Here is a 15,328-nt window from a genome sequence, read left to right as displayed (position 1 = left end):
GCCCAATCGATCAGGTGTTCACGGGGCAGGTTCTTCTGCTCCGAGGTCAGGCTGCGGTCTTGAGAACCGTGGACTTCGTATCGAGTTCAAGCAGCCGGCGCGCCTCTTCGAGTGCTGACTTTGAATCCTTCTTGTCCATCTGGGCCAGCGTCAGCAGATTCGCGATCCGCTGCTCGCGCCGCATGCCTGAGACTTCGTCGGCGAATTCGATCATGGCGATGACACGCGCATGGGCGCGGCGTCCGCGGGCATCGTTGCTCGCGTCGTCGGCCTCGACGTCGCCCAGAATGGCGATAGCTTCCGCCAGTCGCTCGTTCATGTATTTCTCCCCTATTTACGTGTTTGTACAACAGAAAGTCGTTTCCCCTCGACAATTCCGTTTGATTGCTTTATCGAACCATAGGCGGTTCACGCCGAAGCTGGAATAGCAAATTGTAATTTACGTCATAGTGACCTTAATTACAAAACGGAATGTCCTTACAGGTCACAAAGCTGGTGCCATGTCCGGCGGCTTGGTATCAGGCGAAGCCACACCCCTTGGCAGAAGCATTGATCTGTGCCACGTTGGAAATTGGATCTACCAACAATTCAAGGAGGGTGGTCCTGATGCCCAAGACAGACAACAGCGGGAAGCCGAAGAAGAGCGAGCTGCCCAGCACTCTCAAGCGTTCCGGCAAGAAGGCACAGGAAACCTTTGCTGAGGCGCACGACTCCGCCGCCGAGAGCTACGGCGACGAGGAGCGCGCACATCGGGTGGCCTACAGTGCCCTGAAGCACACCCATGAAAAGGTCGGCGACCATTGGGAACCCAAGGAGAAAGCCGGCCCCTCGGACAAGCAGGCCAAAGGCGGCAAGGACACTTCCCGAAAGACTGCCGGTGGCGTGGATGCTAACGCTTCCAAGGAGCATCTGTACGACCTGGCCAAGAAGCTCGATGTCCCGGGACGCTCCAAGATGAACAAGTCCGAGCTGGTCGACGCCGTGCAAAAGGCCAACGACAAGGCGACCCGGAAGTCACGGTAGCTACCTGCAGCTGGACGTCACCTGACGCCGTGCGTCCCCTTGTCGGTTGCGACGTGATCATCGATTCCGCTTCCCCAACGGTAGAGGCGCATCGCCCAGTATCCCGCCGCGCCCATCGCCAGGAAGCCACCGACACCTACGACGGTCAACTGTGTGGCTACGCCAATGATCAACAAGACCAAACCGACAATCCAGGCAAGCACCGCTAGAACAAGCTGCCCATGGTCAGGCCCCAAAAGACCAGACCGCATTACCTGGGCCAGTTCCGGGTCCTCGGCGGCCAACTGCAACTCCAGCGCATGAAGCTGCTCCCGCTCCTCATCCGACAGCGGCATAACGCACCCCCTTCATCAGAAGTCCGGAGAAACAAAAGCGCCGACCATGAAGGCCGGGCTTTCGCCGGTATAGCTATCATCCGCTTCTAAATCGGAATTTGCTAGTTTTAGAGCGCGCTTTCCCTACTAGCTGATTTCAGACAGACATAGGGCCAAAAAGCCAGTGCTTTCAGGATTGGAAAGTCCTCACGACCGGCAAGCGGTCAGGCCGCTGCCGTTGGTGCCGTTCCGGTATCCGCTAAAGCTGCCATCCCCTCCATCATCGCCAGTGTGAGGACATCCTCGAGGTCCTTGAATTTCGCCTCTCCGGCAACGTTGTTGAGCTCTTCGGGGTCCAATAGGTGGTCGTACAGTTCGGTGATGTCGGTCCCGAAGTACCTCGTCAGACGTCCTGCTTTGGTCAGCACCGAGCGAGTACGAACGGGACCAGGCAGCCCGGGAAGTCCGAACGGCTGGTCCTCCTCAATAATGAGGGCATCCCGAACCGAGACAGCCCGCCGCTCAAGCAACGGCACCAGGGATGCGCCTTGGATTCCCCTGTACAGGTGTGTCCCGGTGAGCTCCATCAGTGTGGGTGCCAGATCCGCCGTGGAGACCAAGGCATCGGTGCGGCCCGGATCTATGCCGGGGACTTTGACCGTCAAGGGCACGTTGGTGACGGCCCGGTAGTGACTGAAGTGCTTCAGCATCAAACCGTGATCCCCGAAAAGATCACCATGGTCGCTGGTAAAGACAACAATCGTGTCCTCGGCCAGTCCGTTGTCATCGAGTGCCGCGAGGATCCGGCCTATCTGCTCATCCATGAGCGTGATCAAACCGTACTGGGCAGCCGCAGCCTGACGGTACTGCGCCTCATCGGCGGCGAAAGTCATCGTGGGGTCTTCATTCGGTTCGCCGCGGCGGTCAAACATCCGGCGGATGTGCGACGGGGACCTGGCATGGTCCTGGTAGAACCCGATGGGCAGCTCCACCTCATCCGGCGAGTACATCTCCGCGTACCCTTCCGGGGGTGAAAACGGATGGTGTGGATCTGGGAAGGAGACGAACATGAAGAAAGGTTCCGCAGATTCGGCGAACCCAGCCAGGTGCGCCTCGGCGCGTTCACCCACATAGGAGCTCGGATGCAGCTCTGCCGGGATGCCGGTTTGGTACACCTGATCCCAGATATCCAGTCGCTTGGGAGCGTTCTCGGCACCGCCGACCGCCACAGGGTCGATGCCACGTTCACGTGCCCAGTGCACATAGTGCCCACCCGGGCGGTCGCCATGCCCGATCACCAAGTCCACGTGCTGGTAGCCGTAGTACCCCTCGGGGAGCGGAATGAAGCCCTCCGCATGCGCCGCCGCATTTTCCCACTGGTCCCAGCCTACCGGGCGCGACCTGGGTCGGGCGTCGGAGGACCGCGGATCCAGCAGCAGCGGGTCCGTGGCCTCGATCTCGGCACGCTGAATGGGCTCAAAGTCCCAACCCATGTTCTGGTGGTGAAGTTTGCCTACGGCACGGGTCAAGTACCCGCCGCAGGACAACTGCTTAACTAAATTATTTGCGTCCGGGTCCATCGTGATCCCGTTGCAGCGTGTTCCATGCGTCGACGGCCACCGGCCGGTCAGCAGGCTGGCGCGGTTGGGCATGCATGTGGGATTGGTGACGGTTGCCTCCGTGAAGACCATGCTTTGGGCGGCAAGCCTGTCCAGGTGCGGAGTCCGGACCACTTGGTTGCCGGCGAAACCCAGATGGTCGGTTCGCAACTGATCGGCGATGATGACCAGGACGTTGGGCCGCCGCGCCTCCCCGCCGTTCATGCGGGTTTCCGGATCATCGACAGAACGTTGGTGCGCTGGTCCGCGAATTCCTTCAGTGCACGCGAGGAAATCTGGTCCCGCGGCGCCGGCAGGTCGATGTCGACCACGTCCAGCACCCGGGCAGGCTTGGCCCCAAGCACCACCACACGGTCGGAGAGGTACACGGCCTCGTCGATGTCGTGCGTGACCACCAGGATCGTCATACCGAAGTCGTCGCGGATCTTCAGGCACAGGTCTTCCAACTCGAAGCGGGTCTGCGCATCCACCGACGCGAATGGCTCGTCCATGATCAGGATTTCGGGCCGGTACGCCAGGGCCCGGGCGATGGCCACGCGCTGCTGCATACCGCCGGAAAGCTGCCACGGATACTGGTTCGCGGCATGCGTCAGCCCCACAGCTTCAAGCGCCGTGTCGATGCGCTGGTTCAGCTCGGCTGCCTGCAGTCGCAGGTGGCGCAGCGGCAGTCGGATGTTCTTGCGGACGGTCAGCCAGGGCATCAGGGAACGGTTGTAATCCTGAAAGACCAAGGCCATCTCGGCTGGCGGACCGTCGATTTTCCGCCCATCGATCGCGGCGGCTCCGGAGGTGACCGGCTGCAGCCCAGCCAGGCATTTCAGCAGCGTGGTTTTGCCGACGCCGGACGGGCCTACGATGCACACCACTTCTCCAGTGTTCACGGTGAAGGTCAGGTCCTCGATCACACATTTGGCGGACCCGCCGCTGCCGTAGGTCTTGGACAGTGCTGTAACTTCGAGACGGGGCAGCGCGGCAGCTGCGTCGCGGACGGTCATCGGGTCCTCCTGGACGGTGTGCCGGCCTGCGGCGCGCCGGAAGCTGTTAGGGGCAGTCGCGGTCATGAGTTAGCCAATCGTCGGGAGCCTGCATGCCAGGCCAGAATGCGGTTCTTGAGCAGTTCGAAGACCAGGTTCGCGCCGAACCCGATCACGCCGAGCAGCAGGATGCCGGCCCACATGTCCGGAATCATGAAGCTTTGCTGCGCCAGCAGAGTCATCGCGCCGATGCCCTCGGAAGAGCCCAGCATCTCGGAGGCAATCATGACGATGAACGCCACCTGCAGGCTGACCTGCATACCGGAGGCGATCTGCGGTCCGGCCGCCGGCAGATAGACCTGCGCGAGCTTTTCGCCGCGGGACAGCCGATAGACCGAGCTGACGTCCTTCAGTGTGGTGTCCACGCTGCGGATGCCGTCCACCGTGGCGATCAGGGTCGGGAACAGAGCCGCCAGCGCGATGCTGGCCACCCGCATCTCGATACCAAAACCGATCAGTGAGATGAAGATCGGCACCAGTGCCACCGGCGGTATTCCGCGCAGGAAATGGATCACAGGATCCAGCGCCCACCGGGCAACCGGCACCAGCGCGGTGACAAAGCCAATAACGACGCCGGCGACGGTCGCCACAGCGTAACCCAGCAGCAGGTTGCGCAGGCTGAGCAGGATGTCCGAGCCGAAGTGGTCGAACAACCAGAGCTCGCGGAAACGGACCATGATCGCACTCAATGGCGGGAAGAAGGTGTTCATCGAGTTGGCCGAGGCCGCCCACCACGCGGCCACCAGCAACACTGGGGTCGCGACGCCCAGGGACCAATTCAAAGCCTTGCGTTTCATCACAGGACCACCTCCCGGTAGGACTCGTGCCAATGGAGAAGCCGGCGTTCGGCCAGCCGGGTGGCGCCTTGGAACACCAGACCCAACAGGCCCAGGACCAATACCAGCGCGTACAGCACCGGGAAATCGCCGGCGGCCTGCGCCTGGTAGATGCTTTGGCCGAGCCCCGGCCCGCCGCCCAGCAGACCGGCGACGACAGCCACGACCAGTGCAGCCGGGGCCGCCACGCGCATGGCGGTACCGATGAAGGGCATGGCACCGGGCAGCGTGACGCGCAGCAGGATCTCGGCGTGGCCCATGCCGTAGGAACGGGCTGTGTCCCGGGCTACCGGATCGGTGTCGTGCACCCCGGCGACGGTCTGCATCACGATCGGCAGCGCGCAGCCGATGACCACCAGGACCCAGGACATCTGCGCCGTCGGCCCCAGCACCAGCACCACCAGGGGCAGCACCACAATCGGCGGAATGGGCTTCAGGAATTCCAGCACGGCCATGGTCGCGTAGCGCACCGGCGCGAAACTGCCGATCAGCAGCCCGGCGGCAATACCGGCGACGGCGGAAATTGCCAGTCCGCCGAGGGCAATCAGGATCGTGTCGGCCAGATCCGCCCAAAAAGTCCCGGTGGCCAGCAGTGCGGCCAGTTCGGCGATGGCGTGACCCGGGGCGGGCAGAGCGCTGCCGTTCATCGGCCCGGTGGCCAGGTACTGCCACAGGAGCAGCGCCCCGGCAATCCCTAGCGCACCTACCGCGGCAGGTTTGATTTGTGTTTTCACGGTTACTCCAGGATTTCCGCCAGGTCTACTCGGACAGGAACAGGCTTTGGTCCAGCTTCGGTTCCTCGGCCAGGAATCCGAGTGCCGTCATTCGGGCAGCGGTCCGCTGGACGTCCTCCAGCCGCACTTCCACGGGCCAGAACGGGGTGGCGCCGGCCTTGACGGCATCGAGTTCCAGCCCGGTGATTTCGGCCGCCTGCTTCTGGGACTCGTCCAGGTTCTCGTTGGCGTACGCGTTGGCCTTATAGATGGCGCGCTGGAAGCCCAGCAGCTGGTCATGCTTGGACTCTGCCTGCGCGGATCCCGCTACCCAAAGGCCAATGGCACCTTTTTCAAAGAACTCGACGCCGGGCGAGGCCAGGAGAGTGTTGCCGGCAGAGGCGGCCTGGCCGGTGAACGGCGTGACCAGCGAGGCTGCTTCGATCCGGTCGTCTTTGAGAGACTGCAGAGCTGACGCCGGGTCCAGCACCATCCAGTTCACCTTGGCGGGGTCGCCGCCGTCGTCCTTCACCAGTTGGCTGACCGTGACTTCGAGCTGTGCCTTGCGGGCCGGAACGGATACCCGCTTGCCCTCCAGATCCTTGGGCGAATCGATCCCACTGTCCGCTGCGACGTAGAGCCCGGTGTCATCCACTTGGCTCAGGTCTTCCTGCTCAAGCGCATCGTCAGGGTAACCATCCGCGGCGGCCACCACAGTCAGCGGCACGCCTTGGCTCTTGGCATTGAGCATGGGAATCGACGGGGTATAGGTCAGGTCCAGCTGGCCGCTTTGGGCTGCGGCAATGCCTGCCGGAGGATTGGCGACGACGGAGACTTCGACGTCGATGCCTTCCTCGGCGAAATAGCCCTTGTCAATGGCGGACTGAAGGGCCGCATCGGCGGCGATGCCGATGGTGCCGACTTTCAGCGTGCTTTCGTTGGCGCCGTCGGCCGCCGGTGGCGATGACTCGGAGCCGCAGGCAGTCAGGCCGAGTGCCACCGTAGCGGCGAGGGCGAGGGGAAGCTTAATACGCATGAGTTCTCCTTGGTTGAGGATGGTTCTTCGAAGTTGCAGTTGGAGTTGCCGTGGCTAGCCCGGCTACAGGGTGGGTCCGGCCGCCGACGCCATGGCGGGTTCGTGCACAATCTGTCCGCCGCTGATCGTCCAGGCCACGTGGCGTTCGAGTAGGGCATCAGGTTCGGCATCGGCAGGCCAAGGCGCGTCGAGGATACAGAGGTCCGCTGCCAGCCCGGGGCGCACGGCCCCCTTGAACTGTTCCGCGTGGTCCTGCCAGGCAGGCTGCGAGGTCATCGCCGCCAGCGCCTGACCCAGACCGAGGCCTTCGCCGTCGTCAACGGGTTCCGGGTGGTCGACGGTTGAGCGAGTGACCGCTGCCAATATGGTCCGTCGCCAGTCCGTTGTGGTCACCGGCGAATCCGAGGCAATGTTGAACCGGACTCCTTGGCGTGCGGCTGAGCTCAACGGCTGATGCCGGCGGAAACATTCCGGCCCCAGGATGCCCTCGAGCAAACTGCCTCCGCCGGACCGGATCATCGGATTGGTGCTGTAGCCGATCCCGTGTTCCGCCAGATCGGCCAACGACTGGTTGGACGGAAAGGAACCGTGGATGATGTAATGCCGGTTATCTCCAGGCTGGGTTGCCTGTGCCCGGATGGCGGCGTTCATGGCTGCCTCCGTGGCGGCGTCGCCGGTGGCATGGATCCCGGCCTGCAGGCCTGCGGAGTGAATAAGCCGGACAATCTCGTCCAGCTCGGCGGAACGCTCGGCGTCGGTGTTACCGGCCACCACCATCGAGCCATGGGTGCAGGCGTGGCCGTAGGGTTCCGTCATCCAGGCCGTTCCGCTGCGTGGGGTGCCGTCCGCGAAGACCTTGACGCCGGCGATCCGCAGTTGCCTGCCGTCGATGCCGCGGTCCATGTAGGCCCGGTGCAGTCCGGATTCCAGGCCCTCGCGGACCATGCCTGCGCTGATCCCGCCGGTGCCTGCGAAGAGGAGCAGCGTGTTGATCCGCAGCGTGAGCTCCCCGGAGAGCGCCAGATCCCCCAGCAGGTCCAGTGCCGCCGTGGTGCAGGAGCCGTCCAACAGTCCGCCCGCGCCGGGTCCCAGGCCCGGCTCTGTCAGCGAAGTGATGCCCTGGGCATGCAGGACCTGCTGGAACCTCAGGGCGGCATCGCGCATGACCTGAACCGGCAGGGCCGGCAGCGCTCGGGTCATTAGTTCCATGGCGGCGTCGACCAGGCGGCCGGTCGGCGAACCGTCCGCTGCTCGTTCGATGACACCTCCTGTGGGAGCTGGCGTGGAGACCGTGATGCCGGCAAATTCCAGGGCGATGCGGTTCGCCAGGAGCTGGTGCCCGGTCTGGTCGAAAACCACCACCGGTGTACCGGGCTTGCAATCGAGGACCCGTTCCGGGCCGCCGGGGCCCAACACCAGCTCATCCCAGCCATGCGCCCTGATCCAGCCGTCGGCCTCCGGCGGGGCCTGCTCGATGATGCGGCAGACCTCCTCCCATCGGGCGGCAGCATCGCTGCCGACACGTACATACCCGAAGCGCACCATGGAGGAGGCGATGAAGTGCAGGTGCGCATCGTTGATCCCCGGGAGTACTGCACCGCCGTCGGCGTCAATTATCCGTGTACCCGGGCCGACCATCTCCAGCACGTCCTGCCCACCGATCGCTTGGATCCGGCCGCCGGAAACGGCCACGTTGGCAGCATCGGAGGAACCCTTGGGAAGTGCTCCTTCCGGCACAGTTGCGTTGATGACCATCAGGTCTGCGGCTGTCGCCCGCTGCTCCATTCGACGCTCCTTATGTGATGTGCGTTACCGATTGGAATAGTATGTCGTATGACTTGGTCACTTGACCACCTTTTTACTAAAATCAGTCTAAATTCGTTTCGGAAGCCTGTCCGAACACCGCGAATCCAGGGCCAGCCCGGTTCCCGCCTAGGATGGTTCTACCTAACTGGAGGTGAATGCATTGGCCCGAGTACCCACTGCTGAGCGGCGGTTGCAGTTTGTCCGGTCAGCGGCGAGAGTGATCGCCCATGACGGATTGGCCGCAGCGACAACCCGCCGGATTGCGGCGGAAGCGGAGGCTCCGCTGGCCTCGCTGCACTACTGCTTCAGGAGCAAGGACGAACTGCTGCAGGAGGTCTACTATTACCTCAGCCGCGACTACGCCCAGTCACTTCCGCCGGTGGCGGTTGGAGGTGCGGGGCTGAAAGCTGTGGTGCGGGCTCATGCCCGGCGCGTGTGGGAACGCATGCTCGCCGAACCGCACGAGCAGGTGACGACGTTCGAACTCCTGCTGCGCCGCTTCCGGGTCGACGCTGAGGAAGAACCCCGGGCGCTGGCCATGAATCGGTCTATGTATGAGGGCTGGATTAAATCCACCTGCGAGCTGTTCGAAAACGCGGCAGTCGACGCGGGCGAGGAGGTTCCGGCCAATCTGGAACTGTCGGCCCGGTTGTTCATCTCCGGCATCGATGGCATCAGCATGCAGCATCTGGCGGACCCGGACACCGAACGCTCCGCAGCGCTGGTAGAAATGCTTGCAGAGGGCGTGGCCGGATCTTTCGCCTACTCCGAGGACGTCGGGAAAGAGTAGGTCCGGCCCGAGGCCACTGGCTATCCTGACGCCGCGACCTGAGTTCTGCCTCTTTGAGTCGCGGGTCAGGCTGCCGTCCGGAAACCGCAGTTGCTGCTGGCTGATTCGGGGCTGTTGGAACTGCGGGCGGCCACCCGATAGCGGTTGCAGTACGAGTCGTGGCAGAGGAAGGACCCGCCGCGCATCACGCGGCCGCGCCCGATGGTCGGGCCCTGCGGATTCGCCGTCGGTGCATTGCGGTAATACTTCGGGAGGAACCAGTCGCTGCACCACTCCCAGACGTTGCCGCTGACCTCGTACAAGCCGAAACCGTTAGGCGGGAAACTTTGCACCGGCGCCGCACCTAGGTGGCCGTCTTCAAGCGAATTGACGCGCGGGAACTCGCCCTGCCAGATATTGCAGAAGTGTTCTCCGGCCGGCCCAACCAGCTCATCCCCCCAGGCGTAGCGCTTCCCCTCCAGTCCGCCGCGGGCGGCGTACTCCCACTCGGCTTCGGTGGGCAGCCGCCGGCCGGCCCACTTGCAGTAGGCCTCGGTGTCGTTCCACGACACCTGCACCACGGGATGGTCCGGCAAGTCCTCCCACCTGGAGAGCGGACCGGTGGGATGTGCCCAGTCCGCCCCGCGGACGTTCAGCCACCACTGTGCCCCTGCCACGTCGCCCAGTACGTCCTCCGGCTTGGCTTGGACCTGGAGATGGAAGACAGCGGAGGTGCCGAAGCGCTCCGACTCCGTTCGGTAGCCTGTGGCCTGGACAAACGTGGCGAACTCTGCGTTGGTCACCGCAGTCGCATCGATCCTGAAGGCGTCCAGCACGACGTCGTGAACTGGAGTTTCCCCGTCGGCGGTGTACCCCTCGCCAAAGTGGTCCCCCATCCGGAAGCTGCCCGCCGGCAGCAGCACATCGCCGCGTTCCGCGTTCTCTGGCCGTCTGGCACTCTCGATGCCTGCCTCGGCCGAGGCGGACCCGGCGTCGTGCACGGGGTTACTGAGGGCTGGCCGCGATGGGCTGCCGCAACAAGACACAGGAGCTCCTTCCCCATTGCCGGATTTGTATTAAAAGGTACCGTGCCGGTGCCCTAGCGGGCAGGGTCCTTGGCCGGCTCGGGAGTTTCGGCCGGCTTCGCGACGTCCTCGATGTACCGCGGGCGGTTGATCATCACGGCTCCGGTCATCATGACCAGCAGGCAGAGGCCGAGCATGGCGAAGGAGGCGTTCCAGCTGCCGGTGGCCTCCTGGACAACGCCGAACAGCAGCGGGGCGATGCCGGCGCCAGCGTAGCCGATGCCCTGGCTGAAGCCGGCGAGCACGGAGGCGCCGTGGGTGGTCCGTGAGCGCAGGTTCATCATCAGCAGCGCGGTGGCGAAGGTGCCCTGGCCCAAGCCGGCGAGGGTGATCCACCACCAGGTGCCGTCCATCGGCGCGAGGAACAGGCCCAGGTGTCCCCCGGCCCAGCACGCCGCGAAGATGCTGATGGCGATGATCGGGTTGCGCATGCGGGGCACGATCAGCGGCACCAGCAGGCTGACCGGCAGGCCGAGGATCGCGAAGTACGCCAGGGCCGAGCCGGCTACCGCGGCGTCTACGTTCTGCCCGGTCAGGTACGGCGGCAGCCAGGTGAAGTAGACGTAGGTCTGGGCAGAGTTGCCGGCGAGGAAGATCGCCAGGCCCCAGGCCACCGGCGAGCGCCACGGATTCAGATGCTCCGGGGTGGGCTTGGCCGGCGGCATCTTGACCGAGCTCGATGGGGACGGCGAGGCAGACAGCGAATCCGACGTCGCCGGCGATGCAAGAGTTATGCGGACGGCCGCGGCGGCGTCGTCGTTCTTCTCGCGTTTTGCCCGCCGGTCATGCAGCAACTGGGCTGCCCATGGCACCAGGACCAGCGCGCTGATCGAAGCCCAGACGCCGATCGACACGCGCCAGCCTGCCAGCTCGGCCACCGGCACGGCCAGCTGCGGACTGGCGGCCGTTCCGACCGCGAGCAGCGTGACGTAGCCAGCCGTGACCACGCTCATTCTGTCCGGGAAGTACTTCTTCACCAGCGGCGGAAGCACCACGTTGCCGATGCCGTAGCCGGCCATGACGACGGCGGAGAGGCCCAGGAACGGCCACACTTCGCCCATGAACGCGCGCCCGACCTGCCCGGCGACGGCCAGCAGCACCGCGAGGGTCAGGACCTTTTCCAGCCCCAGCCAGCGGATGAGGCGGGGCGTGCCCAAACCGCCGGCGGCGAAGATCAGCGGTGGCAGCATCGCCAGCAGGCCGATGGTGGCGGCATCGAAACCGAGTTCCGGGCTGACCGAACCGAGCAGCGGCGGCACCACGGAAACGGCGGCGCGCAGGCTCAGGGCCATGATCAGGATGCCCAGCAGGGCGCCGATCCGGCCACGCCAGGGCTTGCGCAGGAAGTAATTAGTCACCAGCTAACACTAGCCAACGACGGAGCCCGGGCGAGTCATCAAACTCACCCGGGCCCCGCCGTTGTTGTTTGAGGTTAGCGGGATTTGGCGCCGGCTTGCAGCGGCAGAACCGGTTCGGGTTGAACCATACTCTCGCGGAAGTTGAACCGGCTTTCGCCGTTCTGCCGGTAGGCGGCGATGATGTACAGCGCCACAATCCAGTCGAAGCTCGCGCAGGCGATTGCCCAGCTCTCGGGCGCGAACTCGTGCCCGCCGCCGAAGTAGTGGAGCGGGACGTCCCAGATGGGATGCAGCGCCCAGCCCGCGGCGAGCCAGTAGGGCGAGCGGCGCAGGCCGATGATGCCCAGCGCGCCGAGCCCGAGTGCCTGCAGGAGTTCCGCGAGGGCCCAGGGTCCGCTGGCCTCGCCCGCGATGGCGAATCCGAGGTAGGCCCCGCCCGCGATGATCAGGAAGATGGCGAGCAGGGACCGCCCGGCGGCGTCCTTCACGAACCGCGACAGCAGGAACGCGATGGCCACCAGGAGCACGGCGTTGATGGCGCCGCCCAACAGATAATTGCCGATGAGTATTGAAGTAGTCATGGCAGGAAAATTACCGGGGGCGCGGGGTTGCTCGAACCGGTGAAATTACCGGGTTTGGCACCGGTAGCGACGACTAACCGGTAACTGCTAGCTACTAACGACGACGGCGGGGGCGCGGCCGAGGTGCTGGCGCATCAGCTCGGCGCGCGTACTGATGCCGAGCTTGGCGTACACGTTGCGGAGGTGGAAATCGATGGTGCGCGGGCTCAGGAAGAGCCGGGCGGCGACATCGCGGTTGGTCATGCCCTGCTGGACCAGGCCGGCGACCTGGAGTTCCTGCGGGGTCAGCGTTGCCACGGTGGATGGATCGCGTTTGCGGGCCGTCTTGCCGGAGGCGCGCAGTTCCTGGCCGGCGAGCTCCTCCCAGCCGGCGGCGCCGAGGTCCGCGAAGGTGTCCAGCGCGGCCTGCAGCTGGACGCGGGCGTCGACCCTGTGGCGCGCGCGGCGCAGGAACCGGCCGTAGGCCAGCTGGGTCCGGGCATGGTCGAACACCCGGGGCGACGAGGCGTGGTGCTCCAGGGCCAGCTGGTAGAACTTTTCGGCGTCGGCCGGGTTGTCGGCCAGCAGCGCGCTGCCGTGCGCGGTGCTGGCTGCCGCCCAACCGTTGCCCGTGGCCGCGGCGAATTCCTCCAGATCCGCCAGCCGGTTGGCGGCCTCATCGTGATGCCCGGCTGCGACGGCGGCCTCGAAGAAGTCGATGGCGGCCAGTCGGCGTGTCAGCGGCAGCTCCAGCTGCACCAGATGATGGTAGGCGGCTTCGGGCTGGCCGCTGTGGACGGCCTTGGCCCACAACCGGAAATCGTGGGTCAGGCCGGCGACGATGCCCAACGGATGGTTCGCCGCGACGTCGTCGGCCGCAGCCAGATGGCGCGCATAGCCGTCGTCGTTCTGGAAAGCATCGAGCAGGGCCAGCAGCGTCAGCGGGGAGGCGGTCAGGCCCGGCTGCCCGGTGCCGTTGGCCAGTTGCAACGCTTCGGCCGCGCCGGCCCTGGCCTCGTCCCAGTTGCCGGTGGCCACATCGGTGATGCTGCGGCGGGTCAGCGAGTAGAGCACCATGATCAGCGCGCCGGTGCCGCGCGCCCGGGCCAGCAGCAGGTTGTGGTACTTCAGCGAGGCCTCGTCATCGCCCAGATGCAGGGCCGCGATGCCGAGGTTGGGCAGGAGGTCCTGGTCCGCGTTCTCCAGTGACGCGCCGTCGGCGAAGGCCGCCCTGAGTACCGGCGCGCCCTGCTCCATCTCGCCGCGGGACACGTGATGCAGGCCCACCAGCAGGTGCCAGAAGATGTGCTCCCGGGCGGGTGCGCCGGGGTCCGGAGGGACCGCGACGCCGACGGGAGTGACCCCGATGCCGGAATCGCCGCCGAAGGATGCAAGCGCGGCGGCGAACATGGCCATTTCCCGCGCCCGCACCGGATCCGCCTGGGCAACGTCACGGGCGCCCTGCAGGATCACGTGGTGGCCCAGCTGGAGGGAACCGGTGTTCCACTCGATCCGGGCACGACGGCGGACCGCGTCTGCGCGGAGGCCTGGGGTTCCGGCCAGAGCGACCGCGGCGTCGCTGAGATTCCGGGCGCGGGCGGCCTGTCCCGCCAGCCAGGCGCTGCCGGCTGCTTCATACAAACGCCGGGCCTTGGCTTCCGCGTCGAGGGTCAGTTCTGCGGCGCGTTCCCAAGCGGCGCTGGCGGCCTCGTGCCCGCCGCGGCTGCGCGTCCTTTCCGCCACCTGGTCCAGCTCGGCGGCCACCGCTTCGTCGTCGTCCTCCGCCGCGGCGGCCAGGTGCCAGACCCTGCGGTCCGTGCTGTGCTCCTGGACAAGCACCTCCGCCAGGGCAGCATGGGCCTGCCGGCGTCGGTAAGCCGTGGCGGCACCGTAGACGGCCGAGCGGACCAGCGGATGCCGCAGCTTCAGCTTGCCGTCCTCCACCTTCAGCAGGCCGGATTGTTCCACCGCTTCCAGCGCGTCATCGCCGGCACCGAGGGATTTCGCCGCCTGCCGCACGGTGGTGAGCTGGCCGGCGTCGTCCGCCGCTGCCACGAGGAGCCAGGTCTGTGCGTGCTCCGGCAGGCGCCGGCAGCGGTCCAGAAAGGCGCGTTCCACGCCGGTGGTGAGCGGCAGATGGTGCGGCAGTCCCGAGGTTCCGGCCAGTTGTTCGGGCGACAAGGATCCGGCCAGCTCCACCAGGGCCAGCGGGTTGCCCGCGGTGCTGCGCACCAGTTCGCCGGTGACTTCGGCCGGAACAACGACGCCGGAATGCTCGGCGAGCAGCTCTGCCGCCGTCTGCTCGTCGATGCCTGCGAGCGCCAGTGCCGGCAGGTCGCCGTAGTCGAACTGGCGCTCATCGCCATCGCGGGCGGCGAACAGGACGGCCACCCGCTCCGCGTCGAGCCGGCGCGCCACAAACAGCAGCGCCGCGGCCGAGACGTCGTCCAGCCACTGCGCGTCGTCGACAACGGCCAGCACGGGCTGGTGCTCGGCTGCTTCGGCCAGCAGACTCAGCGCGGCGAGGAAGATCAGGAACCGGTCCACGCTCTCGGTGGCGATTTCGCCGAAGGCTGCCTTGAGTGCGTGGGCCTGCGGTTCGGGAAGCCGGTCTGTGTAGGACATGACCGGGCGCAGCAGCCGGTGCAGCGCCGCGAAGGCCAGCGGGGATTCGGACTCGATGCCCCGGGTCCGCAGCACGCGCAGGCCTTCGGCCCCGGCCACTGCGTCGTTGAGCAGCGTCGACTTGCCCACGCCCGGCAGGCCATGGATGACAAGGGCGTTGCCCCGTGAAGCGCGGGCTTCTTCGATCAGCCCCGCAATGACCGCGCGCTCCCGCGCCCTCCCCTGGATCACCGCACGATTCTACCAACGGCAGTTGGGAAATCCCGGTGGTTTTACCGGTCCGAAGCACCCCTCCCGAGCCGGAAGATCGACATACCGAACCCCGGAACACCACAAGTCAAACCTCATTTCGACAAGGAGCCACCATGTCCCTCCAATTCCGCGGCAGCCAGCCGGACGAAGGCCAGCTGATCCGCACCACGTACCAGGTGGCCGGCATGTCCTGCGGTCATTGCGAAACCGCGGTCAAGACCGAGATCGGAGGCCTGGCGTCGGGTCACCGGCGTCGACGTCGGCCTCTCCTCGGGTGCCGTCACGGTAGCCAGCCAGC

The 15,328-nt window shown here is 65.6% G+C and carries 14 protein-coding genes; 2 read left to right on the top strand and 12 right to left on the bottom strand.

The window, feature by feature from the left end:
- Positions 1 to 46: 46 nt before the first annotated feature.
- The gene (locus tag B0G38_RS17250; protein WP_264670550.1) at positions 47 to 319 is read right to left on the bottom strand and encodes a hypothetical protein; all 273 of its coding nucleotides are present in this window, start codon (positions 317 to 319) and stop codon (positions 47 to 49) included.
- Between the two features lie 287 nt (positions 320 to 606).
- Here B0G38_RS17250 and B0G38_RS17245 point away from each other — a divergent pair, with 287 nt between their 5' ends.
- Complete coding sequence (locus B0G38_RS17245) at positions 607 to 1,023, top strand: ChaB family protein (RefSeq protein ID WP_264670549.1); 417 nt, start codon at positions 607 to 609, stop codon at positions 1,021 to 1,023.
- A gap of 17 nt (positions 1,024 to 1,040) precedes the next feature.
- Here B0G38_RS17245 and B0G38_RS17240 read toward each other — a convergent pair whose 3' ends face one another.
- The 7 genes from B0G38_RS17240 to B0G38_RS17210 all read right to left on the bottom strand — a co-directional run bounded on the left by B0G38_RS17240 (position 1,041) and on the right by B0G38_RS17210 (position 8,360).
- Positions 1,041 to 1,358 (bottom strand): DUF3040 domain-containing protein, encoded by a 318-nt coding sequence (locus B0G38_RS17240; RefSeq protein ID WP_264670548.1) that lies wholly within the window; start codon positions 1,356 to 1,358, stop codon positions 1,041 to 1,043.
- A gap of 203 nt (positions 1,359 to 1,561) precedes the next feature.
- Positions 1,562 to 3,160, bottom strand: a complete 1,599-nt coding sequence (locus tag B0G38_RS17235; RefSeq protein ID WP_264670547.1) for a sulfatase family protein — start codon at positions 3,158 to 3,160, stop codon at positions 1,562 to 1,564.
- The gene (locus B0G38_RS17230; RefSeq protein ID WP_264670596.1) at positions 3,157 to 3,951 is read right to left on the bottom strand and encodes an ABC transporter ATP-binding protein; all 795 of its coding nucleotides are present in this window, start codon (positions 3,949 to 3,951) and stop codon (positions 3,157 to 3,159) included. The genes B0G38_RS17235 and B0G38_RS17230 overlap by 4 nt, the downstream gene beginning before the upstream one ends.
- Positions 3,952 to 4,013: 62 nt before the next feature.
- On the bottom strand, positions 4,014 to 4,787 hold the full coding sequence (locus B0G38_RS17225; RefSeq protein WP_264670595.1) for an ABC transporter permease: 774 nt from the start codon (positions 4,785 to 4,787) through the stop codon (positions 4,014 to 4,016).
- A complete protein-coding gene (locus B0G38_RS17220) occupies positions 4,787 to 5,560 on the bottom strand; it encodes an ABC transporter permease (protein ID WP_264670546.1) in 774 nt (257 codons plus the stop codon). The genes B0G38_RS17225 and B0G38_RS17220 overlap by 1 nt, the downstream gene beginning before the upstream one ends.
- A 25-nt stretch (positions 5,561 to 5,585) precedes the next feature.
- A complete protein-coding gene (locus B0G38_RS17215) occupies positions 5,586 to 6,575 on the bottom strand; it encodes an ABC transporter substrate-binding protein (protein ID WP_264670545.1) in 990 nt (329 codons plus the stop codon).
- 63 nt (positions 6,576 to 6,638) lie between these two features.
- Positions 6,639 to 8,360, bottom strand: coding sequence for an amidohydrolase (locus B0G38_RS17210; RefSeq protein WP_264670544.1), 1,722 nt, complete (start codon positions 8,358 to 8,360; stop codon positions 6,639 to 6,641).
- 181 nt (positions 8,361 to 8,541) lie between these two features.
- Here B0G38_RS17210 and B0G38_RS17205 point away from each other — a divergent pair, with 181 nt between their 5' ends.
- On the top strand, positions 8,542 to 9,171 hold the full coding sequence (locus B0G38_RS17205) for a TetR/AcrR family transcriptional regulator (protein WP_264670543.1): 630 nt from the start codon (positions 8,542 to 8,544) through the stop codon (positions 9,169 to 9,171).
- 65 nt (positions 9,172 to 9,236) lie between these two features.
- Here the strand turns inward: B0G38_RS17205 and B0G38_RS17200 are convergent, their stop codons facing one another.
- The 4 genes from B0G38_RS17200 to B0G38_RS17185 form a co-directional block, all read right to left on the bottom strand.
- On the bottom strand, positions 9,237 to 10,196 hold the full coding sequence (locus tag B0G38_RS17200) for a formylglycine-generating enzyme family protein (RefSeq protein WP_461610109.1): 960 nt from the start codon (positions 10,194 to 10,196) through the stop codon (positions 9,237 to 9,239).
- Positions 10,197 to 10,249: 53 nt separating this feature from the next.
- Complete coding sequence (locus tag B0G38_RS17195) at positions 10,250 to 11,593, bottom strand: MFS transporter (RefSeq protein WP_264670542.1); 1,344 nt, start codon at positions 11,591 to 11,593, stop codon at positions 10,250 to 10,252.
- Between the two features lie 74 nt (positions 11,594 to 11,667).
- Positions 11,668 to 12,174: a DUF6010 family protein gene (locus B0G38_RS17190; RefSeq protein ID WP_264670541.1), complete on the bottom strand. Its 507-nt coding sequence runs from the start codon at positions 12,172 to 12,174 to the stop codon at positions 11,668 to 11,670.
- Positions 12,175 to 12,261: 87 nt separating this feature from the next.
- The gene (locus B0G38_RS17185) at positions 12,262 to 15,009 is read right to left on the bottom strand and encodes a helix-turn-helix transcriptional regulator (RefSeq protein ID WP_264670540.1); all 2,748 of its coding nucleotides are present in this window, start codon (positions 15,007 to 15,009) and stop codon (positions 12,262 to 12,264) included.
- Positions 15,010 to 15,328 lie beyond the last annotated feature (319 nt).

Origin of the sequence: Crystallibacter permensis (assembly GCF_025960875.1) — a bacterium.
GTDB classification, from domain to species: Bacteria; Actinomycetota; Actinomycetes; order Actinomycetales; family Micrococcaceae; genus Crystallibacter; species Crystallibacter permensis.
This window is presented reverse-complemented; position numbering and strand designations above follow the sequence as displayed.

Bases quoted from the DNA above. Each gene is read 5' to 3' on its own strand.
- B0G38_RS17235 (WP_264670547.1), bottom strand. From the start codon at position 3,160: ATGAACGGCGGGGAGGCGCGGCGGCCCAACGTCCTGGTCATCATCGCC.
- B0G38_RS17225 (WP_264670595.1), bottom strand. From the start codon at position 4,787: ATGAAACGCAAGGCTTTGAATTGGTCCCTGGGCGTCGCGACCCCAGTG.
- B0G38_RS17240 (WP_264670548.1), bottom strand. From the start codon at position 1,358: ATGCCGCTGTCGGATGAGGAGCGGGAGCAGCTTCATGCGCTGGAGTTG.
- B0G38_RS17215 (WP_264670545.1), bottom strand. From the start codon at position 6,575: ATGCGTATTAAGCTTCCCCTCGCCCTCGCCGCTACGGTGGCACTCGGC.
- B0G38_RS17230 (WP_264670596.1), bottom strand. From the start codon at position 3,951: ATGACCGTCCGCGACGCAGCTGCCGCGCTGCCCCGTCTCGAAGTTACA.
- B0G38_RS17190 (WP_264670541.1), bottom strand. From the start codon at position 12,174: ATGACTACTTCAATACTCATCGGCAATTATCTGTTGGGCGGCGCCATC.
- B0G38_RS17210 (WP_264670544.1), bottom strand. From the start codon at position 8,360: ATGGAGCAGCGGGCGACAGCCGCAGACCTGATGGTCATCAACGCAACT.
- B0G38_RS17250 (WP_264670550.1), bottom strand. From the start codon at position 319: ATGAACGAGCGACTGGCGGAAGCTATCGCCATTCTGGGCGACGTCGAG.
- B0G38_RS17245 (WP_264670549.1), top strand. From the start codon at position 607: ATGCCCAAGACAGACAACAGCGGGAAGCCGAAGAAGAGCGAGCTGCCC.